General features: G+C 72.1%; 23 protein-coding genes. 6 read left to right on the top strand and 17 right to left on the bottom strand.

The genetic code is table 11. The annotated features are described in order from the left end of the window. The first annotated feature begins 89 nt into the window (after positions 1 to 89). Positions 90 to 1,544, top strand: a complete 1,455-nt coding sequence (locus WMF20_RS27695; RefSeq protein WP_437604941.1) for a thioredoxin family protein — start codon at positions 90 to 92, stop codon at positions 1,542 to 1,544. Between the two features lie 76 nt (positions 1,545 to 1,620). Here WMF20_RS27695 and WMF20_RS27690 read toward each other — a convergent pair whose 3' ends face one another. From WMF20_RS27690 to WMF20_RS27640, 11 genes are all read right to left on the bottom strand, one after another. Next, positions 1,621 to 2,139, bottom strand: coding sequence for a hypothetical protein (locus WMF20_RS27690; RefSeq protein WP_437604940.1), 519 nt, complete (start codon positions 2,137 to 2,139; stop codon positions 1,621 to 1,623). Between the two features lie 95 nt (positions 2,140 to 2,234). Further along, a complete protein-coding gene (locus WMF20_RS27685) occupies positions 2,235 to 3,026 on the bottom strand; it encodes a hypothetical protein (RefSeq protein WP_437604939.1) in 792 nt (263 codons plus the stop codon). 224 nt (positions 3,027 to 3,250) lie between these two features. Continuing rightward, on the bottom strand, positions 3,251 to 4,402 hold the full coding sequence (locus WMF20_RS27680; protein ID WP_437604938.1) for a hypothetical protein: 1,152 nt from the start codon (positions 4,400 to 4,402) through the stop codon (positions 3,251 to 3,253). A gap of 288 nt (positions 4,403 to 4,690) precedes the next feature. Then, positions 4,691 to 5,536 carry an aldo/keto reductase gene (locus WMF20_RS27675; protein WP_129577231.1) on the bottom strand — a complete coding sequence of 282 codons (846 nt, stop codon included), beginning with the start codon at positions 5,534 to 5,536 and terminating at the stop codon, positions 4,691 to 4,693. Positions 5,537 to 5,784: 248 nt separating this feature from the next. Then, the gene (locus WMF20_RS27670; protein WP_437604937.1) at positions 5,785 to 6,717 is read right to left on the bottom strand and encodes a PP2C family protein-serine/threonine phosphatase; all 933 of its coding nucleotides are present in this window, start codon (positions 6,715 to 6,717) and stop codon (positions 5,785 to 5,787) included. 259 nt (positions 6,718 to 6,976) lie between these two features. Further along, entirely contained in the window at positions 6,977 to 7,621 is a 645-nt protein-coding gene (locus WMF20_RS27665; protein WP_437604935.1) for a hypothetical protein, read from the bottom strand. Positions 7,622 to 7,933: 312 nt separating this feature from the next. After that, complete coding sequence (locus WMF20_RS27660) at positions 7,934 to 8,551, bottom strand: glutathione S-transferase family protein (protein WP_437604934.1); 618 nt, start codon at positions 8,549 to 8,551, stop codon at positions 7,934 to 7,936. A gap of 128 nt (positions 8,552 to 8,679) precedes the next feature. Next, a complete protein-coding gene (locus tag WMF20_RS27655; protein ID WP_437604933.1) occupies positions 8,680 to 9,312 on the bottom strand; it encodes a YkgJ family cysteine cluster protein in 633 nt (210 codons plus the stop codon). Between the two features lie 258 nt (positions 9,313 to 9,570). Beyond that, the gene (gene ung, locus WMF20_RS27650; protein WP_437604932.1) at positions 9,571 to 10,254 is read right to left on the bottom strand and encodes a uracil-DNA glycosylase; all 684 of its coding nucleotides are present in this window, start codon (positions 10,252 to 10,254) and stop codon (positions 9,571 to 9,573) included. 5 nt (positions 10,255 to 10,259) lie between these two features. Then, positions 10,260 to 10,892: an endonuclease III gene (nth, locus tag WMF20_RS27645; RefSeq protein ID WP_437604931.1), complete on the bottom strand. Its 633-nt coding sequence runs from the start codon at positions 10,890 to 10,892 to the stop codon at positions 10,260 to 10,262. Positions 10,893 to 10,930: 38 nt separating this feature from the next. After that, positions 10,931 to 12,073: a penicillin-binding transpeptidase domain-containing protein gene (locus tag WMF20_RS27640; protein WP_437604930.1), complete on the bottom strand. Its 1,143-nt coding sequence runs from the start codon at positions 12,071 to 12,073 to the stop codon at positions 10,931 to 10,933. Positions 12,074 to 12,994: 921 nt separating this feature from the next. Here WMF20_RS27640 and WMF20_RS27635 point away from each other — a divergent pair. Together WMF20_RS27635 and WMF20_RS27630 are read left to right on the top strand one after the other, a co-directional pair. Continuing rightward, on the top strand, positions 12,995 to 15,328 hold the full coding sequence (locus WMF20_RS27635; protein ID WP_437604929.1) for an SdrD B-like domain-containing protein: 2,334 nt from the start codon (positions 12,995 to 12,997) through the stop codon (positions 15,326 to 15,328). A 239-nt stretch (positions 15,329 to 15,567) separates the two neighbouring features. Continuing rightward, complete coding sequence (locus WMF20_RS27630; RefSeq protein WP_437604928.1) at positions 15,568 to 16,278, top strand: hypothetical protein; 711 nt, start codon at positions 15,568 to 15,570, stop codon at positions 16,276 to 16,278. A gap of 36 nt (positions 16,279 to 16,314) precedes the next feature. Here the strand turns inward: WMF20_RS27630 and WMF20_RS27625 are convergent, their stop codons facing one another. Continuing rightward, positions 16,315 to 16,848 carry an EF-hand domain-containing protein gene (locus WMF20_RS27625; RefSeq protein ID WP_437604927.1) on the bottom strand — a complete coding sequence of 178 codons (534 nt, stop codon included), beginning with the start codon at positions 16,846 to 16,848 and terminating at the stop codon, positions 16,315 to 16,317. Between the two features lie 105 nt (positions 16,849 to 16,953). Then, a complete protein-coding gene (locus WMF20_RS27620) occupies positions 16,954 to 17,916 on the bottom strand; it encodes an AraC family transcriptional regulator (RefSeq protein ID WP_437604925.1) in 963 nt (320 codons plus the stop codon). A gap of 241 nt (positions 17,917 to 18,157) precedes the next feature. Here WMF20_RS27620 and WMF20_RS27615 point away from each other — a divergent pair, with 241 nt between their 5' ends. After that, positions 18,158 to 18,892, top strand: coding sequence for an SDR family oxidoreductase (locus WMF20_RS27615; RefSeq protein WP_129577218.1), 735 nt, complete (start codon positions 18,158 to 18,160; stop codon positions 18,890 to 18,892). 10 nt (positions 18,893 to 18,902) lie between these two features. On the opposite strand, the gene WMF20_RS27610 is transcribed toward WMF20_RS27615, so the two are convergent. From WMF20_RS27610 to WMF20_RS27600, 3 genes are read right to left on the bottom strand one after another with little or no spacing between them, the layout of a single operon-like run. After that, entirely contained in the window at positions 18,903 to 19,496 is a 594-nt protein-coding gene (locus WMF20_RS27610) for a hypothetical protein (protein ID WP_165374232.1), read from the bottom strand. 9 nt (positions 19,497 to 19,505) lie between these two features. Then, positions 19,506 to 21,641, bottom strand: a complete 2,136-nt coding sequence (locus tag WMF20_RS27605) for a molybdopterin cofactor-binding domain-containing protein (protein WP_437604924.1) — start codon at positions 21,639 to 21,641, stop codon at positions 19,506 to 19,508. After that, positions 21,638 to 22,099: a (2Fe-2S)-binding protein gene (locus tag WMF20_RS27600; protein ID WP_129577215.1), complete on the bottom strand. Its 462-nt coding sequence runs from the start codon at positions 22,097 to 22,099 to the stop codon at positions 21,638 to 21,640. Before WMF20_RS27600 ends, WMF20_RS27605 begins: the two co-directional genes overlap by 4 nt. A 191-nt stretch (positions 22,100 to 22,290) precedes the next feature. On the opposite strand from WMF20_RS27600, the gene WMF20_RS27595 reads away from it, so the two are divergent. Then, positions 22,291 to 23,961 carry an NTP transferase domain-containing protein gene (locus tag WMF20_RS27595; RefSeq protein ID WP_437604923.1) on the top strand — a complete coding sequence of 557 codons (1,671 nt, stop codon included), beginning with the start codon at positions 22,291 to 22,293 and terminating at the stop codon, positions 23,959 to 23,961. A 110-nt stretch (positions 23,962 to 24,071) separates the two neighbouring features. Then, the gene (locus WMF20_RS27590) at positions 24,072 to 25,055 is read left to right on the top strand and encodes an aldo/keto reductase (RefSeq protein ID WP_437604922.1); all 984 of its coding nucleotides are present in this window, start codon (positions 24,072 to 24,074) and stop codon (positions 25,053 to 25,055) included. 103 nt (positions 25,056 to 25,158) lie between these two features. Here the strand turns inward: WMF20_RS27590 and WMF20_RS27585 are convergent, their stop codons facing one another. After that, on the bottom strand, positions 25,159 to 25,902 hold the full coding sequence (locus tag WMF20_RS27585; protein ID WP_437604921.1) for a hypothetical protein: 744 nt from the start codon (positions 25,900 to 25,902) through the stop codon (positions 25,159 to 25,161). Positions 25,903 to 25,920 lie beyond the last annotated feature (18 nt).

The raw sequence follows: 25,920 nt of genomic DNA, 5'->3' as shown, positions 1-25,920 counted from the left end.
CGCGCGGCACCGGCGGCGCGTCAACGTGGGGGGACGCCCGTCGCAGGGAGGGCGAGACCGCCGCCATCGGGCTGCTACCATGGTCGCCCGTGCGTCCCCCGGCCTCGCTCCCCGCCCTCGTCGCGCTCGTCTCCCTCGCCGCCTGCGCCGCCGATCCGTCCCCCCCCGCGTCGGCGCCCCCGCTCGCCGCGGCAGCGGCTGGCAGCCCCGCCGCGGCACCTCCGTCCGGCGCCACGGCGGCGCCCGAGGCGGCGCGGCCGCCGCTCGAGTTCATCCGCGACGACGTGCCGCGGGCGCGCGAGAAGGCCCGGGCCGAGGGCAAGGCGCTGTTCGTCGATGCGTGGGCGCCGTGGTGCCACACCTGCCTGAGCATGAAGCATCACGTGCTGACCGATCCGTCGCTGCGCCCGTTCGCGGATCGGGTGGTGTTCGCCGACATCGACACGGATCGACCGGAGAACGCGCCGTTCCTGGAGCGGCACGAGGTGACGGTGTGGCCGACGTTCTTCGTCCTCGAGCCGGCGGACGGCCAGGTGGTCGGGCTCTGGCGGGGCGCCGCCTCGGTGCAGGAGCTGCGCGAGCTGCTCCGCGAGGCGCTGCTCACCATGGATTCGAAGGCGGCCTCGGCGCTGCCTCCGGACGACCCGAACCGCCTGCTGGTCGAGGCGAAGCGGGCCCACAGCGCCGGCGACCACGGCGCGGCGGCGGTCGCGTATCAGCGCGCCCTGGCCCGGGGCGGCGAGGCGTGGCCGCGGCGCAGCGAGGCGCTGCTCGGCCTCGTCTCGGCGCTCCGCCGGAAGGACCCCGCGGGGTGCGCGGAGGCCGGCATGAGGCACGTCGCCGAGGTGAAGGGCGCGGCGCTGCCCGCCGATTTCGCGAGCGTCCTGCTCTCCTGCGCGGCCGCGCTCACCGACGGCAAGGCCCAGCGCGCCGCGCGCGAGGCGGCGGTCGGCCGGCTCCGGTCGATCGTCGCGAGCCCGCCCGCGGACTCGAGCGCGGACGACCGGGCCGACGCGTGGGGCCTGCTCGCCGAGGGGCTCCAGGCGCTCGGCGATGCGGCCGGGGCCCGCGCGGCGAACGAGTCGAAGCTCGCCGTGCTCGAGCGGGCCGCGAAGGAGGCGAAGGCGCCCGAGGCGGCCGCCGCGTACGACTACGGGCGGGCGATGGCGTACCTGGCGCTCTCGCGCGGCGACGAGGCCGTCGCGATGCTGAAGGAGCGCGAGGCGCAGATGCCGGGGTCGTACGAGCCGCCCGCGCGGCTCGCGCAGGTGCTCCACGCGATGGGCCGCGAGGCGGAGGCGCTCGCCGCGGTCGAGCGCGCCATCGGCCGCGCCTACGGCCCGCGGCGGCTGCGTTACCTGAAGCTCCGCGCGGAGATCCATCAGAAGCTCGGGCAGGGCGCGGAGCAGATCGCGACGCTGCGCGAGGAGGTGGCCGGCTACGAGGCGCTCCCGAAGGGCCACGCGAGCCAGGCGGCGCTGGACGACGCGCGTCGGCGGCTCGCCGAGGCCGAGAAGGCGCAGCGCGGGGCGAAGAAGCGCTGACGGGGGCCGCGGGGCAGGTCGCCGCGATAGGGCTTCATCCCCGGGATCTGCGGGGCTCCGCGGCGCCGTCGTCCCGTTACGGGCAGTCGCCGCCGATGCTCAGCCCGGTCGCGAAGAGGCGGTGGGCCTCGGGCTCTCCCCGCGCCGTCGCGGTGACGTCCACGCGGATGTTGCACAGGACGTAGTCGCTCGGACCGGCCTCCCACGAGAGGGTCCCGGTGGCGCCGGTCACGCTCACCTTGCGGCCTCTCGAGCTCCCCGCCGGGCCCTCGCAGTCGGCTGCCCGGTCGGTGATCAGCACGTGGGCGGCGCTCCAGCCCTCCGGGGCCTCGATGTCGAGGCCCGTCTGGACGAGGGGCGGCGTGATCGCGCTGAGCTGCACGCACCGGTCGAGCTCCCGATCGGCCTTGAGCACGAGCAGGTGGTCGGGCCCTGGATAGTACTGCACGCGGTACTCGGCGGCGGGCGGCGTCTCGCCCTGGCTGTCACCGCCGCCCGTATCGCCGCTCCCGGGCGCGGGCACGACGACGTTTCCGCAGGCGGCGAGGGCGAGCCCGAAGGAGAGCGCGAGGGAAAGGGGAGCAGCGCGGTGCATGAGCCGAGGCTGTCATACCCGGTTGCCGGCGAGGAGCGTCCAGCAGCATTCTGCGCGTGAGCCGGTGTGGGCACCCCTCATGTTCGGACACCCGTCTACAGACATCCGTTGTTCACGGCCACGCCTTTGGCGCGGAGGAGCGCGGTGGCGGGCTCCGTCGGGAAGGTGGCGGTGATGTCCACGTCGAGGGTGCACGGCATGGATGTCCCCCCCGAGAGATCCATCGACAGGCTCCCGATGGCGCCCATCGCGCGCACGGCCTCTCCAGCGGGCTTCGACTCCCCGGGCGCGCAGCCGGCCGCCCCGCTGGTCCTCTCGATGCGCGTCACGGCCCAGGTGTCCGGGGTGGCGACGTCGAAGCCCTCCGGCGCGCTCTCGGCCGGCGCGTCGGCGTAGAGCGTCACGCACTGGTCCGTCTCCGGCTCGGCCTTGTAGACGACGAGGTGATCGAGCCCGCCGGCCCAGTAGGTCGCGGCGTAGTCGCCGCCCACGGGCTTGAGGCAGGAGGTGGTCTCCGAGACGTCCACCCCGGCCTGCTGGGCGGAGCACGCATTGCAGTAGAACTGACCGTCGCAGCCGCAGACGCCCGGGCAATCCGCGGGACATACCTCGGGGCGGGCGGCGCAACGGCCCTCGGTGTCGAAGGTCCCGCACGAGTCGTCGGGGAAGTCGCAGAACTCCTCTGCGCTGCAGATCCCGCCGCTGCGCGCGCCGCAGGCGACCGACGCGCCGCCGCTGCCCGAGGTCGCGCTCGTGGCGGCGCCGTCTCCGCCCGCGCCGCCGTCGCCGCCGCCTGCGCCGCCGCTGCCGGGCGGAATGTCGACGGAGCCGCCGCAGGCGGCGAGGAGAGCGATGGAAAGGACCGAGCCCAGGAGCTTATGGTTCATGACCGGAGTATGCCACGGTCAGTCGCCCGCTCGCTCGACGCCCCGAACGCGTGCCGCAGGTGCGGGCCGATGCGCCGGGCGATCACGAGATCGACGAGGGGCGGGGCCTGCCGCAGCAGGCGCGGCGTGGGCCTTCGTCTTCGTCGCGACCAGCGCGGCCAGCGCGACGTCGGCGACCTTGTCCGGCGGCCGAGCGACGCGAAGGCGCGCGACGAGCGCGGAGGCTACGGACGGTCGAAGAAGTCGAAGACGTCGGGCAGCACGAGCGGAACCATTCCCGCATGGTCCGCGTCGACTTCCTTGTACGTGATCGCGTAGCCGCCAGCCATCATCCAGTCGCGCAGCTCCCGGCTGCCGGTCAGGGAAGGCGTGCCGCGGGTCCCCTCCGTCACGAAGATGGGCATGTCGCGCAGCCGGTCCCAAGGATAGCCCGACTCCTGGACGAAGGGTCCGGACATGGGCGCCAGCGCCGTCCAGTAGTCGGCGTATTTGGCGCCGATGTACCAGGTGCCGCCGCTCCCCATCGAGTGTCCGGTGAGGAACATCGCGCTGCGATCGATCGGGTACTCGTTCAGCACCAGCTCCAGGACGTTGATGACGTCCTTCTCGCTGAGCTCCTGATCGCGCACGCGCTCGGGCGTAACCATGGCCAGGAGCTTCTCCGCCTCCTCGGGTTGCCCGAACACGGCCGGCAGCCGCAGGAAGTTACCGTACGCGCCGTTGTAGCCGAGCGGCGAGACCAGCAGCACGCCATGCTGGTCGGCCAGCGTCACCATCTGCTTGTTGTTCTGGTCCAGATACGAGCTCTCGTCGTTCGAAGCGCCGTGCAAGAACATCACGAGGGGCAGCTCCGACGTGCCGTCCCAGCGATTCGGGACGCAGACGCGGTAAGGAACGTCGGCGCCGGCGGCTGGAAAGCGATAGGTCCTGCGCTGGTCGCCTTTGGCGCGCCACTGCGGTGAGCTGGGATCGGCGACGGACCTGGCGAGCGCGCGCGCCTCGAGCACCGTAGCGCGCGGATCGAGCTCGGTCCCGAACGAGATGGTCACCGGCTCGAATTCGTCTTGGCCGCCCGCCCCCGTCGCGCCCCCAGCGCCGGCCTCGCCGCCGGCCGACGTCGTTCCGCCGCTGGGCGCCCCGCCGCCCGTGGCGGCGCCTCCTTCACCTCCCGCGCTGGCCGAAGCGCCTCCCGTGGACGCGCCGGTCGCAGCGCTGCCGCCGCTGCCCGAGACGGCGGCCCCGCCCGTTCCGCCTTGAGGGGTGTTGCCCGACGCGCCCGCGCCGTGACCACCGTCACCACCGCAACCCGAGAGAGCGTAAGAGCCGACCAGCACCGCGAAAAGTGTGATCCGAGCGAACGTGGGTTGGTTGTTCATGTGAATCCCCAGGCGCGATTTCGCCCTCACCGGCAGCGTTCCACGAGGCGCGCCCTCTGCGTGAGGTCGTTTCGTTTTGATTTTCACCGCGCGCACCCGCGCGCGCTCCGCCGCTGGGTGCCGGCGCGCGATGCCGAGCAGGCCGCTCGATGGCCCGAAGATCCGGCGCCGACATGGCCTCGCCTCGCTGGATCTCCGCTCGCCGCGATCGCGGTGAGGTACACATTGTGAGCGTTCACATTTGCGATGTCAACTCTCGCGCGCAGCCGCCGGCGCGGCCTCGAGCCCTCAGAGCGTCGGCAGCACGCCGCGGTCGCGGCCGAGCGGGAACGCCGTCTCCAGGCGGGCGACGTCCTCGCTGGTGAGGCGCAGATCGCCCGCGGCCGCGTTGTCGAGCGCGTGCGCGGCGCTCGCCGCCTTCGGGATCACGAAGACCGGCTGGCGGCGCAGCAAGAAGCGCAGCGCGACCTGCCGCGGGGTCGCGCGGTGGGCGGCGGCGATCGACGCGAGCACCCGGCCCGCCGTGCTGTCCGGCGCCGGGAACCGGCCCGAGCCGAAGGGGCTGTAGGCGACGACCGCGATGCCGTGCCGCTCGCAGAGCGGCAGCACCCGGTGCTCGACCGCCCGCTCGAGCAGGTGATAGAGCACCTGATTGCACGCGATCTCGTTCACTCCGGCGATCGCGATGGCCTTCGAGAGCTCCGCCTGGTCGAAGTTGCTGACGCCGAAATACCGGATCTTGCCCTGGGCCCTCAGGTCCTTGAAGGCGCGGAAGGTCTCCTCGAGCGGGTGCGACCCGGGCCAGTGGAGGAGATAGAGATCGAGCCGGTCGGTGCGGAGCCGCTCCAGGCTGCGCTCGCACGCGGCGATGGTGCCGGAGTAGCTCGCGTTGTTCGGCAGTACCTTGGAGACGAGGAACACCTCGTCGCGGCGCCCCTCGATCGCCTTTCCCACGAGCTCCTCGACCGCGCCAGAGCCGTACATCTCGGCCGTGTCGATGTGCGTCATGCCCGCGTCGAGCCCCCGCCGGATGGCGTCGATGCAGCCCGCCTCGTCCCCCGTCTCCATCTGCCAGGTGCCCTGTCCGACGACCGGAATCTTGACGCCCGTAGAACCGAGTGTGCGCTGCTCCATAGAACGATGATCCTCCCCTCCGTCCCGAAAGACAGCACGCGGCTCCCCCCCTCTCCGAGGCGAGCCCCGTCCGAGTTGGATCGCTGAAATCACCGCGGAAGGCAAGCCCGAGCGCGGCCCGATCGGGCCGAGGTCGGCTGTCGGCGATGTCGCCCGCTGGCGCTCTGTCGTGCAAAATTCCTCGCTCGAGGACGACCCTGACAGGCGATGAGCGGCTGTGCCGATGGCCCGCCGCGCGCCCGTCGCGCTCACGTCCCGCCCGAGGTCGGCGGGCCGTCGTAGCGGCGGGTAGGTCCCTCGGAAAACCGAGCGATTTCAATAACTTCCAGGGAACCATCGCCGTCCGGCGGGGCGAGCCACGGGCCGTCGAACCGCGCGACCAGCGCGGTCACGTTGTCGCGTCCGCCGGCGGCGAGGGCGGCGCCGATCAGGGCGCCTGCGGCCGCTGCCGGATCGGGGTGGGCGTCGAGCGCGGCGGCGATGTGCGGATCGTCGATGAGGTCGCTCAGCCCATCGGTGCAGAGCAGCAGGGTGTCGCCGCGGCGGAGCTCCACGGCGGAGAGCGCGATGCTGAGGCGCTCGCGCAGCCCGAGGGCCTGGAGCATCACGCCGCGGTGCTCGAAGGTGGCGGCCTCCTCGGGGCGGAGCTTGCCGCTCTCGAGCAGCGACTGGACCAGGGTCTGGTCGCGGGTGACCTGCGTGAGGGCGCCGCGGCGGAGGAGGTAGGCGCGGCTGTCGCCGACCTGCGCGAGCAGCAGGCGCTCGTCGCAGAGCGCGGCGACGGTGGCCGTGGTGCCGCTGCTCCGGTGCTGCGGGCTCCTCCGGGCGTTGTCGCGGACGGCGCGCCCTGCCTCGCCGAGCGCCGCGAGCAGGTCGCGCTCGAGCGCGTCGCTCGAGCGCGGCGCGGCTCGGGCGAGGGCGGCGTGGACCGTGCGCGCGGCGAGCCGGCTCGCCGCGTCGGGGGACGACGCGCCGCCCGAGCCGTCGTAGACGCCGAGCGCCAGGGCGAGCGGCGGCTCGGCCGACGCCTGGGCCGCCGCGGGCCCGTGGGCGAGCCCGCGCGCGAGATCGCTGATCAGGAAGGTGTCCTCGTTGTGCTCGCGGCTGAGCCCCACGTCGGTCCGGGCCGCCGCGGCGACCGACGCGGCGTGCTCGATGGCGAACGAGCGGTACACGGGCATGCGCGTAGCGTACTCCGAGGGCGGCGTCCGAGGGAGGGCGCCGGCGCCCGTCGGGATGCTGCGCTGGCGTGGAGCGGCCGCCGGCGAGCCCGCGGCCGGGTTCTACAAACCGTTCGATGAGAGAGGTGAGCGGCGAAGCCGCCCGCGCATCGGGCCGCGATCGGTCCGAACGCGCTGCTCATGAGGGCTTGTATGACGCAACCAGGGCCGCGCGCTCGTCATCACGAGAGGGGGCGAGAGCCCGCCTGGCGCGGGAGGTTCATGGCGCGCCGATCCGGATACCGCCGTCGGGAACGAACAGATAGTGCACGAACTCATAATTTGTATTGGCGGTGCCGTAGTCGTGGTCGGTGCTGGCGAGGTCCGTGATCACCGTGAAGTTGCCGTAGTAATTGCGCACGCCGTGAGGACCCGGCTTGTGTGTCCATAGCCCGGTCTCCGGATCCTGGCGGTACCAGTGGTAGTCCGCGCCGTTCTTCGAGATGTACAGAGCCACGAGGTAATAACCAGGCCACGGCTGAGGTGGATCTCCCTCGTCGCTCCCGATGCCATTTTCCTCGAGATCCGTGGGACGCACCATACCGTCCGCGATGGCTGCAGCCAGCAGCTTGGCGCGGTCGTAGCGGCCGTCCTTCCTGGCGTCGGAGCCGCTCTTCTCACCCGGATCGGGCTTCTTGCTCCCATCCGGAGCCGCGCAATCCGCGGCCCACGCGTAGCAGTTGACGTTGTCTTTGTCGCCCCAGTTGATCTCACCGGCCCGACCCTGCGCGGACGACTGGAGCAGATCCCCGAGGGTGTGAGGAATCCGTGGAGGCGGAGCGTTCGACGGCGAAACGCTCGCAACATGGGTCGTGGGACGAGTTCGACGATTCTGCTTCCCGGAGCGGCTGAACCCTATCCCCATGCGCAGAACCCTCTCCTCTCGGCTCGGCAGCCGGCATCGTACGCCGTGCCGGGCGAGCGCGTCTACCGCCGGAAGCTCTCCTCGCCTGCGCTGTCGCGAGCGCGGCTGCCCGCTGCCGCTCGCTCTCCTGCGCGAAGGAGGGCGCCGACGACGGTCGGAAGGGTGGAGCGCGCAACCGGCCGCCGCGGGCAGCTTCGGGCCCGCTCCGGCGAGCAGCCCGCGCCGGCATTCCCGGCGCGGGCCCACCGCGGCGGGCCGCGCGGCGCGCCGGTGCGGACGGCGGCCCGCCCGTTCAGGGCAGGGCCGCGGCGATCAGGACGAGACCTTCACCCAGGCCGGACGCGTGCTGACGCGCTTCCACCAGGCCGCGACGTTCGGCCGGTCGTTGATGAGGTCCTCGACCTTCGTGATCGCGAGACACTGCATGTACGGCATCCACGAGATGTCGGCCAGCGAGTAGGTCGAGCCCGCGAGGTACTCCTGGCCGGCCAGCACCTTGTCGATGACGTCGAGCGCCCTCGCGAGCTCGGCCTTGGCCGACGCGACGAGGGACTCGTCGCCCTGCTGCCCGCGCATCGGGAGCAGGACGCGCTGGTAGAGGATCTTGATGGCGGGCCCGGATACATAGGACTGCTCCACGCTGAGCCACTGATCCATGAGCGCCTTCGCCCTGAGCTCGGTCGGCGTGAGCGAGGGGCCCGGGAGCTTCTGGTCGAGGTACCGGATGATCGCCCGCGACTCGTAGAGCTTGAAGTCCTCGTCCTCGAGCACCGGGATCACGCCGAAGGGATTGCGCGCGAGGTGCTCGGGCTGCTTCTGCTCGCCCTTCCCCAGGTCGATGACCACGACCTGCGCCTCGTGACCCTTCTCGGCGAGCACCGTCAGCACCTTGCGCGTACACGTGCTCATGGGATGTCCGTAGACCTTCATGGATCCTCCTTGTCCTGTGTCCTGTCGGGAGGCACCGGCGGGCGGCGGCCTCGCGGCGCGTCAGAGTAGACCGATTCCTGCGCCTGCCAACCGTCCTGATGGCGCCGGGGACGCCGCGGTCCGCGCGATCACGCCTCGCGCAGGCGGTCCGCCTGCCACTCGGCGTCGCGGGCCGCGGCGAAGACGGGCAGGCGCGCGAGCCACCGCTCGCCGGCGTTCGGGCGCTCGAGCGCGATGCGCAGCGCGGCGATGAGCTCCAGCGGCGCGGCGTCGAGGCCCTGCTCCCTCGCGGCCCAGCCCAGGCCGGCGAGCACGGCGTTCGCGACCTCGTAGCTCGGGCGGTGCATCGGCGCCGTGGCGACGGCCGCGGGCGCGGCGAAGTGGCGCTCGCACGCCGCGGCGTCGAGGGAGCTCCAGCCGGCGCACACGATCGGGCGCACGGCGTGGACCGAGCAGGCGCCGCGCTCGTCGAGGAGCGGGCAGGGGACCCGGGCCTCGGCGCGCTCGAGCCGGGAGAGCCCGCGCGTCGCGGCGTCGGCGGCGCGCACGCGCTCGGCGAGCGCGGCGAGCTCCGCCTCGGTCCGGGTGGCGCGCAGGTGGGCCGCGATGCGCAGCACCTCCGGCGCCAGCGCGAGCACCTTGCTGACGCAGCAGGTCGAGCAGCCGGCCCGGCAGGCGATGGGCCGGGCGGGCGGCTCGGCGGCCACCGCGGCCGCCTCCAGCGCCTCGGCGCGCGCGAGCGCCGAGGCCGCGGCCGCCACGGCGCCGGCCTCGGTGCGCTTCCCGAGCGAGAGCGCGAGCGCGGCGCGCTCGCCGTCGGCGATGCCCTCGAGGACGGCGGGGGTGGGTGGTGGGCCAATTTGCCCCGGAGTGATTCACATGAAGGCGGGAAGGCAGGAAGATCATTGATCTTTTCTTCCCGCCTTCCCGCCTTCATGTTCAAATCCGGCCACCACCCGGGGGTGTACCGCGTGCCCGCGGCGAGCGGCAGGGAGCGCTTCCGCCGGGGCATCGCGGCGCTACTCGAGCTCCGGGAGGCGCCAGTCGATCTCCCCGGCGCCGCGGGCGCGCAGGGCGGCGTTGATGGTCGAGAACGGCTTGCTGCCGAAGAAGCCGCTCCTCGCCGACAGCGGCGAGGGGTGGGCCGCCTTGATGACCGTGTGGCGGCGCGCGTCGATGAGCTTCGCCTTCTTCTGCGCGTGGCCGCCCCAGAGCACGAACACGACGCCATCGGGCCTGTCGTTGACCTTCCGGATCACGGCGTCGGTGAACGTCTCCCAGCCCTGGCTCTTGTGCGAGTTCGGCGTGTGCGCGCGGACGGTGAGCACGGTGTTCAGCAGCAGCACGCCCTGGCTCGCCCAGGCGGTGAGGCAGCCGTGGCTCGGGACCTCGAAGTCCGGCAGATCGGAGAGCGCCTCCTTGTACATGTTGGCGAGCGACGGCGGCGGCGGGACCCCCGGGCGCACGGAGAAGCAGAGCCCGTGGGCTTGCCCCTCGTCGTGGTACGGGTCCTGGCCGAGGAGCAGCACGCGCACGCGCTCGTACGGCGTGAGCTTGAACGCGGCGAAGACGTCCTCCTCGGCCGGAAAGACCCGGTGGGCCTTGCGCTCGGCCGAAAGGAAGCGCGTCAGCTGCTGGAAATAGGGCTTATCGAGCTCCTCCGCGAGCACGCTTTGCCACGAGCCGGGCAGATCGATCTTCATCGCGCTCAGACCCCTTCCTTCGGGCAGAGATCGCTCATGCGGCACTCCGCGCACTTGGGCTTCCTGGCCACGCACGTGTACCGGCCGTGCAGGACCATGGCAGGGCCGAAGAAGGTCCATTGATCCTTCGGCACGATCCGCATGAGGTCCTCCTCGATCTGCTCGGGCTTCTCGCGCTTCGAGAGGCCGATGCGGCCGCTGAGGCGGGCGACGTGGGTGTCGACGATGATCCCGGAGGGGAGGCCGAACGCCGTGTTGAGCACGACGTTCGCCGTCTTCCTGGCCACGCCCGGCAGCGAGGTGAGCTCGGCCATGGCGCTCGGCACCTCGCCGCCGAAGCGCGCGACGAGCGCCTGGCACGCGGCCTTCACCGTCTTCGTCTTCTGCCGGTAGAAGCCGGTCGGCTTGAGCTCCTCCTCGAGCACCTCGGTGGGGGCGTCGGCGTACGCCTGCGCCGTCGTGTACTTCTTGAAGAGGGTGGCGGTCACCCGGTTGACGCGCTCGTCCGTGCACTGCGCGGCCAGGATGGTCGCGACGAGCAGGTCGAGCGGCGTCTCCCAGTCGAGCTCGTAGCGCGCGTCGGGGTAGGCCTCGCGCAGGTGCTGGAGGAGGGGAGGGATGCGGTCTCGGGCGTTCATGCGGCTCGCCGCAGGGTAGCCCAGCCCGGCGCCGTCCGTCAGCGCCGTCGGGCGACGGGGCCCGGGCGCTTCCGGCCGAAGTAGATCTCGAGCAGCTCGCGGCCGACGAGGTTCGCCTTGGTGCGCCACGCGATGTCGTTGGCCAGCATCACGGAGACGGCGATCTCCGGGCGATCGGACGGCGCGAACGAGGCGAACCACGAGAACATCCGCGCGGGGCTGCCGCCGACCAGCGTGCCGGTCTTGGCGGCGACGGGCATGGTGCCGAGGGCGCGCGTGCCGTCCGGCTTGCGGAACGCCTTGGCGCAGGTGCCCCGCCGCGTGGTGACCTCGAGCATCGACCGGAGGGTGCGCGCGACCTCGGGCCGGAGGCCGCGGCCGTCGGTGCTCCGCGGCGCCGGCGCGGCCGCGTCGCCGCCGGCGTGCGCGCCCGGCGGCGCGAGCAGCGAGAGCCGGACGCGCTCGCCGTCGTTGGCGATGGTCTGCATCGCGAACAGGGCGCCGAGCGGGCTGAGGCGTCCGGTCCAGAAGCCCGCGCCGGCGCGGGCCAGGCCGAGCGCGTCGTCCGGGATCCGGGCGGCGCTCGGCGCGACCGGGACGTCGATGGGGACCTCGCCGTCGAAGCCGAGATCGCGGGCCTTGCGGCGCAGGTCGGCGGCCGTGAGGTGCTGGCCGGCGAGGCGGGCGAAGACGCCGTTGATGCTGCGGCCGAGCGCCTCGCCGAAGACGGTGCAGGTGGCGCCGCGGCCCTGGAGGTCGCGCTCGGTGATGGCGCTCATGCCGCCCGTGTAGCAGACGGGCGTCGCGACATTCACCTTGCCGGCCTCGAGGAGCGCCGCCGCGGTGACGATCTTGAAGAGGCTCGCGCTCGGGGCGAGCGGGGTGGCGACGTAGTCGCGCTTGCCGCGGCTGGCCCAGACGAGGATGCGGCCGGTGCGGACGTCGGAGGCGACGATGGCGCCCTCGGGCGCGCCGGAGCGGGCGAGGAGGCGCTCGGCGGCGCGCTGGAGATCGGGGTCGAGCGTGAGGCGCACCTGCTTGCTCGACGCGCCGACCGTCGCGTGGACAGCGCCGCCCGCGACGTGGAGCTTGTGAACGCCTGGCGGCGCCGGAGATGCCGTCGCCGGCGCGATCCACAGGGCGGCCGCGGCGGCGAGCGCGAGGTAGAGACGCGATCGCACCCGGAGCAGATGCCAGAGGGGGCGCGCGCGGGCCAAGTTCCGCGCGGCGCCGTCCCGTCAAGCCGCGCCCGAGGCGCCGCCGAACGCCCCAGCGCGCTCTCCGATGGCCGTTGCCGGCCCCTGAGGCCTTGGAATCAAGGCGGCCTCTCTCTCGGGTGTTGTTTCCGTTCAGAGTGATAAGGCACCGTGACAATCGACGGACGCCCGGTATCCCTGCGTGCGCGTCCTGGACCAACACGTGTCCACCGCTCGGCGGACGAACCGAACCCAGTGCCCCCGGGCGAAAGCCGGGCAAGAGAAAAACAAAGAAGAACGCTCGCCCGCAAAAAAAGATCTGGACAATCGAAAGCAGCATTTACTAATTTGAAAGATGGTCCTGTGCGCATTCAGCATCAAATCGGGACCAACATCGCTGTACTCGATCTGGTTCTGGTGAGCTCCGAGCGACGCAGAGCGCTGCCGCGCGGAGCGTTTGGTGCTGAATGCGCCGAGATTCCCCTCGGGCACGACGCTCCCGTTTGTGGAGCGTGATGGCCTGAGGCGAGGTGCCCAAAAACGTCACCGCACGGCCGCGCATCGTGCGAATCGTGCGAATCGTGCGAATCGTGCGAATCGTGCGAATCGTCAACCGCGCGATGTTCTTTTTTTTTTTTTTTTTTTTTTGGGGGGGAGTGTCCCTCGCAAATGTCTGGACAGTTTGACGATCGTATTGCTAACTTGAACACTGGACCTGTGCGCATCCGCTCTCCGATTTCACGCTGACGCCTCGCGCACCTGATCTGATCGTGATCAGCCCGCGGGGCGCGGTCTGACCGGAGCCCACGAAACCGACTTTCGCCTGACCCGTGTGTCATGGCGCATGCGGCTCGGATGACGCTCCATCGTGGTTCGATCCTCGCAAGGACCTCAAAGGAGCTACCCATGAAGCAGATATCCATCGCCTCCTCCGCAGCGCTCGCCACGCTGCTCATCACCGCCTCGAGCCTCGCCAGCACCGCCGCGCCGACGCCCACGTGCACCGTGATCCAGCGGGGCGTCCTGGGAGACGTCTACAACGCCGAGATCTGGAGCCTCGCCCCGAGCTATCACGTCCCGACCCCCTTCGAGGTGAACACGGGGTACTCCAGCACCGTCGGCGAGAAACGAGCCCTGTTCGGCTTCGAGCTCGGCGCCATACCCGCGAGCTCGCTCGTCACGTCGGCCAAGTTCTACGTCCTGACCTACAGCAGCACGGCCCAGACCGTCCGCGCTCACCGGGTGCTCGCCCCCTGGAGCGAGGCGGACGTCACCTGGAACAGCCTCGGCGGCATCGATCCGACGTTCTTCACCTCGTTCGAGTCCGGCGGCTCGGCCTGGCGCGAGCTCGATCTCACGGAGCTGGTCCAGGAGTGGGTGAGCGGCGTCTCGCCCAATCACGGGATCCTCCTCGAGGAGGACGAGAACGGCAAGACCTCGTACAGGGGCAGCGCGCACACGGACTCGTCCCAGCGCCCGTTCCTCGAGATCTGCTACACGACGCCGAAGGGATCGATCGGCGATAAAGTGTGGTTCGACGCGAACGCCGACGGCCTCGAGGACGCCTCGGAGCTCGGCATCTCCGGCGTCGTCGTCGACCTCTTCGCCGACGCGAGCTGCGACGGATCCGCCGACGGCGCCCCCCTCCAGACGACCGCGACCGACGCGAACGGCGTCTACCGCTTCGGCGAGCTCGACGCAGGCTGCTACGTCGTCAGCGTCGACGACGCGACGCTCCCGCTCGGGCACCAGCTGACCACCGACGACGAGCCGCTCGCCGTGTCGCTCGACGCGGGAGAGAACGTGTCCGACGCCGACTTCGGCTACGTGACGTATTCATCGATCGGCGACACGGTCTGGCTCGACAGCGACGCCGACGGGCTCTACGAGCCGGACGTCGGCGAGCTCGGCGTCAACGGCGTCCGCGTCGAGCTGTTCCAGGGCGACCAGCTGATCGACTTCACCATCACCGGCAACAGCCCCTACACCGGCCAGCCCGGCTTCTACCTCTTCGACACGCTCCCGGCGGGCACCTACTCGGTGGTCGTCACCGCCGACAACTTCATGACCAGCGGCCCGCTCGCCGGGCAGGAGCCGACGGCCGACCCGGACGGCGGGCTCGACAACGTGGGCACGGTCTCGCTCGGCTGGGCGCAGGACCTGCTCGACGCGGACTTCGGCTACCAGCTCTCCTGCGGCAACGGCGTCTGCGGCGGCGACGAGAGCTGTTCCACCTGCGCCGTCGACTGCGGCATCTGCCCGCCCACCTGCGGCAACGGCGCCTGCGAGGTCGGCGAGGACTGCGGCAGCTGCAGCGCCGACTGCGATGTCTGCCCGCCCGCTTGCGGCGACGGCACCTGCGACGCCAGCGAGACCTGCAGCAGCTGCAGCGCCGACTGCGGCGCCTGCCCGCCCGTCTGCGGCAACGGCACCTGCGAGGCCGGCGAGGACTGCGGCACCTGCTCCGACGACTGCGGCGCCTGCCCCGCGGTCTGCGGCAATAACGTCTGCGAGAACGGCGAGGACTGCGCGAACTGCGCTGGCGACTGCGGCGCTTGCCCCGCGGTCTGCGGCAACGACCGCTGCGAGGCCGGCGAGAACTGCCTCGAGTGCCCCAGCGACTGCGGCATCTGTCCGCCGGTCTGCGGCAGCGGTGTCTGCGAGTTCGGCGAGACTTGCTCGAGCTGCGCGGCCGACTGCGGGGCATGCGCGCCGGTCTGCGGCGATGGCGTCTGCAAGGCGGGCGTCGAGGACTGCTCGAGCTGCGCGGCCGACTGCGGCGCCTGCCAGTGCGCGTCGCCCGGCACCGGCACCCCCGGTTACTGGAAGAGCCACCCGAACGCCTGGAAGGTCTCGAAGCTGACCATCGGCGGCAAGACGTACACGAAGGCCCAGCTCCTCGACATCATCAGCCGTCCGACCAAGGGCGACGTCACGTACATCCTCGCGAAGCACCTCATCGTCGCCAAGCTCAACGTCGGCATCGGCAACCAGTCGAGCTGCATCGAGCGCACCATCGCTGCGGCGGATCAGTGGCTCAAGAAGTACCGTCTCGGCAGCAACGTCAAGGATCGGGGCTGCAACTCGCCTTGGGAGAGCGGCGAGCCGCTCGCCGACAAGCTCGACGCGTACAACGACGGTCGCCTCTGCGCGCCCCACCGCGACGACGTCGATTGTGACGGGCACGGCCACGACCGAGACCACGACCACCACCACGGCCACGGCTGCCGCGGTCGGTAAGAGGCGCGACAGGCGAGCTGGCCTTGGGACGGGCGCGGTGCGCGCCGGGATTTCAAGGCCATGCCGCCCCGGCGACCCTCGTGAGAGGGCCGGGTGAGGGCAGCGGCCCGGGCCGCCCTGCCTCCCCGCGGGCCCGCCGGCCTTTCGCCCGCGCCGGGCGGACACGTTCGACGTCCGCGCTGCTCCGGCGCGCGCTATGGTGTCGGCACCCGGCCGGGGCCGGGGGTTCCTCGCCGACCATGCCGCCGACCCGCCTGCTCCGCAGCACCGAGATCCCCCAGGCCGACAACCTCGCCAACGTGCGGCGCGTGCTCGAGGCGCTCGCAGGAGGGGCGTCCGCGAAGGACGAGATCGCGCAGCAGACGGGCATCTCCGTGCGCCACGTCGGCTATGCGCTCGCCGCCGCCCGCGTCCTCGGGTGGCTGGGCGACGACGACGTCTCGATCACGCCCGCTGGACGCGGGCTGCTCGCCGTCCCGCCGGGCACCGCCGACGAGCGGGCTCAGCTGCGGCGCGCGATCTTCGCGTGCGACGTCGTGAAGGAGGTCGCGCCCGATCTCTTCGAGCCGGCGGCGCCCACCGTGGTTGCGCTGGCGCGCCGCCTGTACCGCTCCACCGCCGGCATCGCGAAGGAGACGGCGCGCCGGCGCGCGCAGACGCTGCTCGCCTGGCGGAGCCAGGTGCTGGAGCAGCAGCTCCCGCTCTTCCCCAGGCGTCCGCGGAAGCGCCGCGCCGCCGCCACGGCGGGTGCTTCCGCGGAGGCGGCGCCTTTCGCTGGCGACGCGGCAGCTCCTGCCGCCGCCGCGGAGGCGGCGCCTTTCGCTGGCGACGAGGGTGCGCCTGCCCCCGGCGAGGCGACCTCGTTGCCCGTCGCGCCCGGCGAGAGCGACGCGCCGGCCGCCGACCGCCCCGCGCAGGCGAGGCGGGCGCCGGGGCGCTCTCGGCGGTGAGCGGCGAGGTCCGGGGGAGGGGATCGCGGGGACGCGCTACCGCGCCGCCGGCTGCTTGCGTGCGAGGCGCGCCGCGCGCAGCTCGTCGGCGGTCAGCTTGTTGTCGCGGTTCGCGTCCGCCGCCTTCATCCGCTCCCAGCGCTTGTCGCCCACCTCGTCCCTGGTGAGGAAGCCGTCGCCGTTCTTGTCGCTCCGGGCGAAGCGCGCCTGCTGCTTGGCCGCGCGCGCCTTCTTGTGCTGCTCGGCGTGCGCCTTGAGCTCCTCGGCGGAGAGCGTCCCGTCCTTGTTCGTGTCCGCCTTGCCCAGCCGCTTCTGCGCCTTCTCCGGGAGCTCGGCGACGGTCAGCTTGCCGTCGCCATTCTTGTCCAGGCGCTTGATGAGGCTCGCCGGATCCTTCGGGCGGTGCTCGCGCCGGGCGTCCTTGCCCTGCCGCGGCGCCTGCGTGTCCGCCGCGCCGCTCGCCGCGTACGCCGCTCCGCTGCCGGCGAGCACGGCCGTCGCGAGGAAGCTGCCGAGGACGAAGCGATGGATCGCGCTGCGGGCCGTGTTCGAGAACTTGGAGAGGGTCATGGTGGTCGTGCTCCTTGGTGCAAGGGCCAGCCTGTTCTTGCCGGCTTCTGCTCCTGGGACGCTCCCCGGCCGACCCTCCCTACGCGCGCTCCGAATTTTTTTGGGCTACCCCATCGCCGATTTCGAGCCCATCATGCTCCGGAGCCGCGCGACATCGCGCGACGGCGGCGCCCCGAACAGCCGGCTGTACTCGCGGCTGAACTGCGACGGGCTCTCGTAGCCGACGCGGTAGCCGGCGGTCGCCGCGTCCACGACCTCGCCGAGCATCAGGCGGCGCGCCTCCTGGAGCCGGAGCTGCTTCTGGTACTGGAGCGGGCTCATGGCCGTGACGGCCTTGAACTGATGGTGCAGCGCCGAGGGGCTCATGTGCACCTCGCGCGCGATGGCCTCGATGCGCAGCGGTCGGGCGTAGTTGCTCTTCACGATGCTGATCGCCTTGGCGATCCGCTGCGCCTGACTGCCGGCCAGGGCGATCCGCTGGAGCCGCGCTCCCTGCTCGCCCATCAGCAGGCGATAGTGGATCTCGCGCACGGCGAGCGGCGCGAGGATGGGAATGTCCTGGGGGGTCTCGAGCAGGCGGATGAGCCGCAGCGCCGCGTCCATCAACGGGAGGTCCGTCCGGCTGACGAACAGGCCGCGCTCCTCGCGCTCGCCGCCGGGCGCGGCGCTCGGCCTGGGGAGACGGGGCTCGGTGAGGAGCGCGCCGACGTCGCTGGGCTCCAGGTCGAGGGCGAGGCACAGGTAGGGGCGCTCCCTCGACGCCACGAGCACCTGGCCGACGAGCGGCAGATCGACCGTGACGACCAGGTAGCGCGCGGGGTCGTAGACGACCACCTCGTCCGCCAGCATCACCTGCTTGCGGCCCTGGGCGATGAGGCACACCATCGGCTTGTAGACGGTGTGCAACGGCTCGGAGGGGCGCGAGGCGCGGATCAAGCTCATGCCCTTCACGGCCGTCGCGTGCATGCCGTCCTCGGCGGTGAACCGCTCGATCAGGGCTGCCAGCTCCGCGAGCCGCCACTCGATCTCGCGATCCAGCTCCTCTGCCGCCGGGGCGCCTGCGTGCATGGGTCCAGGCTACCTCATCGAGCCCGCTCCGCCCAACCGGCGGGCCCGCGAGGGCGCTCCGGCCTCGCCTGGCCGCCCTGCCGCGCGCGGGGGAGCCGCCGGTCGCGCTGGATGCACGCCGTGCAGGATCGGGCAAGAGCCGTCCAGGAACGGACTACCGCGCGCTCGCGGTCGAGGCCTAGGTTCTTCTCGTGACCGGCGCAATCCCGCGCTGGAGAGCGAGTGAATCGAGGAGTCTCTCATGCCTGGTATCGAGGGTAAGGTCGTCGTGATCACCGGCGCGAGCAGCGGTATCGGCGAGGCCGCCGCGCGCCTCCTGGCCCGGCGCGGCGCCCGGGTCGTGGTGGGCGCCAGGCGCACGGACCGGCTGGAGAAGCTCGCGTCCGCCATCCGCGCGGAGGGCGGCACCGTGGAGCTTCGAGCCCTGGACGTCACCAAGCGGCAGGACGTGGCCAGTTTCGTCGATTTCGCGCGGGCGACGTTCGGCCGCGTCGACGTGATCGTCAACAACGCCGGCGTCATGCCGCTCTCGCCCCTTTCGTCGCTGAAGATCGAGGAGTGGGATCGCATGATCGACGTGAACATCCGCGGCGTCCTGCACGGGATCGCCGCCGGGCTGCCGATCATGAAGGCGCAGGGGCACGGGCACTTCGTCAACGTCTCGTCGATCGGCGGACACATGGTGGTCCCGACGGCCGCCGTGTACTGCGCGACGAAATTCGCGGTCTGGGCCATCTCCGACGGCCTCCGGCAGGAGTCCACCGACCTCCGGGTGACCGTGATCTCCCCCGGCGTCACGGAGTCCGAGCTGGCCGACACCATCACGGACGACAGCGCGCGTCAGGCCATGAGAGAGTTCCGGAAGATCGCGATCTCTGCGGATGCCGTGGCCCGCGCGATCGCGTTCGCGATCGAGCAGCCGGACGACGTCGACGTGAATGAGATCGTCGTCCGCCCCACGGCGAGCCCGCATTGATAGGAAGAGATCACCCGCCCGGGCAGGGCGCGCCCGCGCGGGCCCACGTCTCCCACGCAGCCACGAACTCGGCATAAGGCGTCGGGACGGGCGTGCGGCCAGCGCCCGGGTTCCAGCCCCAGGTCACGAGCGGATCCTCCAGGTGGACGCGCAGCGCCGCCATGTCCTTGCCGCCGTTGCGCGCCGGATCCTTGATCTGCTCGCACAGCGCGCCCGGGGCGACGCCGACGAACACCATCGGCATCTCGGGCGGCGGCATGTGCCAGCCCTTCGCCACGCCGGGCGGCACGTGCGCGCCGTAGCTGCTCGGCGGGTTCGCCGGCCCGTGACACGTCGTGCACTCGGCCCCGGCCATGCCGTTGCCCGTGGGACCGCGGAGCACGAACTGGTTGTGAGGACGGCCCTCGTCGCCCTGCAGCGGCACGTCGCCCGCGGGGTGACAGTTCTGGCAACGAGGATGCTGGAGCACGCTGCGCACGGTCTCGAACGCGGCGAGGCCGGCCGCGCGGTCGACCGGCGCCGGCGCCGGGGCCTGCGAGGCCCCGGACGTCTGTCCCCCGCACGCGGCGAGGAGAAAGGCGAGAACAAGAGAGGAACGGATCATGATCGGCACCTAGGCGAGGCGGAACGGGAGGGAGCGCAACCGCTGCTTCGTCAACGCGAACACCGCGTTCGCCACGGCAGGCGCGATCGGCGCGGTCGCCGGCTCCCCGATGCCGCCCATCGTGGCCTTGCTCGGGATGATGTGGACGGCGATGCGCGGCATATCGGCCATCCGGAGCATGGGATAGTCGTGGAAGTTGCTCTCCTGGACCTGCCCCTCGACGATGTTGAGCTTGCCATAGAGCGCCGCCGTGAGGCCGAACGCGACGCTGCCCTGGACCTGCGCCTCAATGCCGAGCGGGTTCACCGCGGTGCCGCAATCCACGCTGCAGGTGACCGAGTGAACGCGGATGCGCCCCTTCTCGATCGAGATCTCGGCGACCTCGGCGACGATGGAGCCGAACGACTCGTGCATCGCCAGCCCGCGCGCCCGCCCCGGCGGCGGCGCCGTGCCCCAGCCGGCCTTCTCGGCGGCGACCTTCAGCGCGTTGGCGTGCCGCGGCTTGTTCTTCAGCAGCTCGAGGCGGTACGCGAGCGGATCCTGCCCGGCGGCGTGCGCCAGCTCGTCGATGATGCTCTCCATCGCGAAGGCGGTATGCGTGTTGCCGACCGAGCGCCACCACAGCACGGTCACCGGCGTCCTCGGCGAGTGCAGCGACACGCGGAGCGCGGGGACCCCCGCGAGGTACGGCGACTCGCCGAGCCCCTCCACCGAGGTGTGATCGATGCCGTTCTTGACGATGAGCGACTCGAGCGGCGTGCCGGCGACGATCGACTGGCCCACGACCATGTGATCCCACGCCATCGGCATGCCCCGCGCGTCGACGCCGACCTGGACCCGATGCACGTACGCGGGGCGGTAATAGCCGCCGCGCATGTCGTCCTCGCGCGTCCACACGACCTTGACCGGCACGCCGGCGGCCTTCGCGACCATCACGGCCTCCCCCACGAAATCCGCCACGGGGCTGGCGCGCCGGCCGAAGCCGCCGCCGAGGAACGTCGTGTGGATCTGGACCTTCTCGGGAGCCGTCCCGAGGATCTTCGCGGCCGCCATCTGGTCGCCGGTCTGGAACTGGGTGCCGGTCCAGATCTCGCAGCGATCGCCCTCGATCTTGACGGTGCAGTTCAGCGGCTCCATCGGCGCGTGCGCGAGATAGGGCACGTCGTACTCCGCCTCGATCCGCGACTTGGCCGCGGCCAGGCCGTCCTCGACCTTGCCGACCTGGGCGGCGACCGAGCCCGGCTTGCGCGCCTGCGCGCGGAACTCGTCGATCAGCCTGGCGCTGTCGGCCCCACCCCCCTCGGGCTTCGTCCACTCGGCGCGGAGCGCGTCGCGCCCGAGTTTCGCCGCCCAGAAATGCGCGGCGACCACGGCGACGCCGTTCGCCGTGGGGACGACCTTCTCGACGCCGGGCACCTTGAGGGCGTCGGCCGCGTCGTACTTCGCGAGCTTCGCGCCGAACGCCGGCGGGCGGAGCACCACCGCGGTGCGGAGCCCGGGGAACTGCACGTCGATCCCGAACTGCGCCTTGCCGGTGATCTTCTCCGGCGTATCGATGCGGCGCACCAGGGTGCCGATCAGCTTCCAGTCCTTGGGATCCTTCAGCTTCACCTTCGCCGGCGGGGTCAGCTTCATCGCCTCCTCGGCGAGCTGGCCGTAGGTCAGCTGATCCTTGCCGTGGGTGATGATCCCCTTCGCGGCGACGCACGCCGCGGGCGCGACCTTCCACCGGGCGGCCGCCGCGCGCACCAGCATGTCCTTCGCCATCGCGCCGACGGTGCGATATCGATCGAACTCGCCGTTCGTGCTCGTCGACCCGCCGGTCATCTGGAAGTGCATCACCGGATGGCCGTACACCGGCGCGGCCGGCGCGTGCTCCGACCGCACCTTCGACCAGTCGCACTCGAGCTCCTCGGCGATCAGCATCGCGAGCCCGGTCCAGATGCCCTGGCCCATCTCGGAGTGCGCGAGCACCACGGTCACGGACTCGTCCGTTCCGATGCGCACGAACGCGTTCGGCGACAGCGGCTGCGGCTGCGCCGCCTTCGGCGCCGCGCGGACCCCCTGCGGCACGTAGAAGCTGAGCAGGAGCCCCGCCGCAGAGCCCGCGGCCACCTGCAAGAAGTCGCGCCGGGAGACGCTCATTTGGCACCTCGCTTGAGCCGCGACGCGAGGATCACCGCCTCGCGCACACGCACATACGTCCCGCACCGACACACGTTTCCGGACAGCGCGGCATCGATATCGGCGTCGGTCGGTTCGGGTTTCTGCTCGAGCAACGCGGCCGCGGTCATGATTTGCCCGGACTGGCAGTACCCGCACTGGACGACATCGGCCTGCGCCCACGCCTGTTGCACGACGTGCGACCCGTCGGCCGACAGGCCCTCGATCGTCGTCACCTTGCGCGCCCCGACGCTCGACACCGGCAGGACGCAGGAGCGCGCGGGCTTGCCGTCGACGTGGACCGTGCACGCGCCGCACTGGGCCATGCCACAGCCATACTTGGTGCCGGTCAATCCCAGCAGATCCCGGAGCACCCAGAGCAGAGGCATCTCCGGAGCGGCCTCGACCTCGCGAACAACGCCGTTGATATGGAGTTTCATGGCCGCTTTCGCCATACTTTTGCGTTGGTGCGGCGTCAAGCGAGCGCCCTCGGTTCATCACTTCTTCACGGTGGCCGGCGGCTCGCCGTGGCCCCGCGGCGTCCCAGGAGGACCGGTTGCGTACGGCGTCGCGTTCGGCGGCGAGGAACGCCCTGGCGGGAGCATCGCGAAAGGATGAAGATGCCAGGCGCATGAACGAGCTTGAGCGGATCGTGCGGGAAGCGACGAAGTTGGTGGCGGACCGATCCCCGTTTCTGCTCGCGACCGTCGTGCGGGTGTCGGGGTCGTCGTACCGGCGCCCCGGCGCGCGGATGCTGGTCGCCGGCGATCGCTGGCTGTCGGGGTGCGTGAGCGGCGGTTGCCTGGAGGGCGACGTCATGCTCCGCGGAGAGCACCGGTGCCGCGATGGCGCCGTGGTGGTCACGTACGACTCGACCACCGAAGACGGAGAGCCGTGGGGCGTTGGGCTCGGCTGCAACGGCGTCGTCGATGTCCTGCTCGAGCGCGTCGAGGCCGGGGCGACCCACGACGCGCTCGCGTTCGCCGGCGCCTGCTTCGCCGAGGAGACCACCGGCACGCTGGTCACGGTGATCCGCTCGACGGCCTCCGCGGTCCGGGTCGGCGCGCGCCTCGCCTTCGGCCCGCCGTGCGCGCTCGCGCACCCGGTGACCGATCCCGCCGCGCGCGCCGCGATCGAGCGCGCCGCGCGGGGGCCGGCCGGCGTCGTCGAGCTGGACGGGCTGGGGATCACCGCGCTCGTCGAGAAGATCGCGCCGTCGCCGCAGCTCTTCGTGCTCGGGGGTGGCCACGACGCGGCGCCCATCGTCGCGCTCGCGACGTCGGTCGGGTTCCGGGTCACGGTCGCGGTCCCCGTCCTTCGCCAGGGCTCCCGGTTCGCCGCGGCGGATCGCGTCGTCGCGACCGGCGGCGCCATGGATCGCCTCCGCGCGCTCATCGACGCGGCCGCCGAGGCGTACGTCGTCATCATGCACCACCAGCGCACGCCGGATCGCGACGCGCTCGCGGCCGCCCTCGCGTCGCGCGCCCGCTACATCGGCGTGCTCGGGCCCGCGCGCCGCACGCGCGAGCTCCTCGCGGAGATCGGCCAGAGCCCCGGCGACGATCCGCGGATCCACGCGCCCATCGGGCTCGATCTCGGCGCCGAGACGCCCGAGCAGATCGCGCTCTCGGTCGTGGGCGAGCTCCAGGCCGTCGCGCGGAGGGCGCAGGGGGGCAAGCTCCGCGACCGCGTCCGCCCGCTGCACGCCGGCCTGGCGCTGGCCGTGCTCGCCGCGGGCGGCTCACGTCGCCTCGGGCGCCCCAAGCAGCTCGTCGAGCTCGACGGGGCGCCGCTCGTCCGGCGCGTGGCGGCGGCGTGCGTCGAGGCGCGATCCGGGCCGGTCGGCGTCGTGCTCGGCGCCCACGCCGGCGCGGTCGCGCGTGCGCTCGGCGATCTGGACGTCGCGCGCATCGCGAACGACGGCTGGGAAGAGGGCATCGCCTCCTCGATCCGCGCCGCGGTCCGGTGGGCGGAGGCCTCGAAGGTCGACGCGCTCCTGATCGCGCTCGCGGATCAGCCGCTGATCACGGTCGATCACCTCACCGCCCTGCGGGACGCCTGGCTGGCGGGCGCTCCGGTCGCCGCGTCGCGCTTCAGCGGCGTCGTGGGCGCGCCGGCGGTGTTCGACCGATCTCGCTGGGACGTCCTCGCGCGCCTCGAGGGCGACCAGGGCGCCGGCCGGCTGCTGCGCGCCGAGGGCGTCGTGGCGATCGACTGGGCGGGCGGTGCGATCGACGTCGATACGGCCGACGACGTGCGCGCGATCGGCGGCCACGCGCCGGCGAACCCGCCGGGCTGCTGATCGCCGGAGCGGCTGTCCGGCCGCCCTTGACGTCGAGCGTACTCTAACTCTTACCGTGACCTGCGTAGAAGCGCCGCGGCCCATCCCCGCGGCCCACAAGGAGCCCAACCATGCACACGCGCAAGCTCGGTCCTCTCCAGGTCTCCGCCCTCGGCCTCGGCTGCATGGGCATGAGCGATTTCTACAGCAACCGCGACGACGCCGAGTCGATCGCCACCATCCATCGCGCCATCGAGCTAGGCGTCACGCTGCTCGACACCGCGGACATGTACGGGCCTTTCACGAACGAGGAGCTCGTCGGCCGGGCGATCGAGGGCCGGCGCGATCGGATCGTCCTCGCGACAAAGTGCGGCATCGTCCGCGATCCCAACGACGCCACGGTCCGGGGCGTCAACGGCGCGCCGGAGTACATCCGGGCGGCCTGCGACGCGAGCCTGCGGCGCCTCCGCGTCGACGTCATCGATCTCTACCAGCTGCACCGCGTCGATCCGAAGACGCCGATCGAGGACAGCGTGGGCGCGATGGCGGACCTCGTGAAGGCCGGCAAGGTGCGCGCGATCGGACTCTCGGAGGCGAGCTCGTCGACGCTCCGGCGCGCCCACGCGGTGCACCCGCTCGCGTCGGTGCAGACCGAGTACTCGCTCTGGACGCGGGATCCCGAGGACGACGTGCTCGCCACGTGCCGCGAGCTCGGCATCGGCTTCCTCGCCTACAGCCCCCTCGGCCGCGGCTTCCTCACGGGGCAGATCAAGCGCTTCGAGGACCTCGCGCCGGACGACTACCGCCGCATGTCGCCGCGCTTCCAGGGGGAGAACTTCCAGCGGAACCTGGATCTCGTCGCGAAGGTGGAGGACATCGCGCGCGAGAAGGGCGTGAAGGCGTCGCAGCTCGCGCTCGCCTGGGTCCTCGCGCAGGGGGATTTCATCGTCCCGATCCCCGGCACGAAGCGCCGCAGCTACCTCGAGGAGAACGTCGCCGCGGAGGGGATCAAGCTCACCGAGGGCGATCTGCGCCGCCTCGACGCGGTGGCGCCGAAGGGCGCGGCGGCCGGTTCGCGCTATCCGGAGGTCGGCATGACGCTCGTGAACCAGTGAGCGGCGCGGCCGGCAGACCGCGCCTCGGCGCGGCGCGCTCCGGGAAGGCCGGCGCGCCGCGCTTCGGGAAGGCCGGCGCGGCGCGCTCCACGCGGCGCGGCGATCACGCCGGTTCCGGTACCCCGGGCTGCCGGAGCACGCGCAGAGGGCCCTCGGACGACACCAGCCCGGCGAGCGCCGGGTCGGTCATCACCTCGAAGAGGTCGCGCTCCGCGCCGTCGACCGTGCACCGCCGCCGCACGAGCCGGACGACCTGCGAGTAGTCCACGTGATCCAGGTCGTGCGCGAGCCCGAGCGGCTGCCACAGGGTGTGCCGGCCGTGCCGGTGGGCGGCGCCCGGGTCGTACCAGCCGTAGTTGGCGGCGCGATCGCGGCGCCCGGCGAGGCGGTTGGTGAGCACCCAGTGCTTGCCGACGTTCTCGATGAGCCCGGTCCGCCCCGCGACCCGCTCCTCGACGCGGCGGTGGTGCTCCAGCATGCGCGACGTGTTCGCCATCGTGGGATCCGGCGCGCCGATGCACGGCTGGATCCGCACCGTGGCCTGCTCCCAGACGAGGTCGCAGAGGCGGGTCGTCAGCATCGCGCACTCGATCAGGTCCGCGATGCGCTGCGTCGTCCTGGCGGACGCGTTGATCCGCACGGAGTCCTGCGCGTCGCCGACGCGGAGCGCGTCGGCGCTCACGAGGAAGGTCGCGCGGAGCTCGCCGTGCTCGCTGTGCACCGGGACCCAGTCGATGGGCGCCAGGTGGCCGTCCTGCACGGCCTCCAGGAGGGCCTCCTCGCGCGCGGCGCAGGCGCGTTCGGGAAGGCGTGCGACGAAATCGGTGCCTCGCAGGACGTCGGTCATGGCTCCCCCCTCGAGCGA

The organism is Sorangium sp. So ce834, assembly GCF_051521425.1.
GTDB classification, from domain to species: Bacteria; Myxococcota_A; Polyangia; order Polyangiales; family Polyangiaceae; genus Sorangium; species Sorangium cellulosum_D.
Note: the sequence above shows the minus strand (reverse complement) of the source record. Positions and strands in the feature narration are given on the sequence as shown.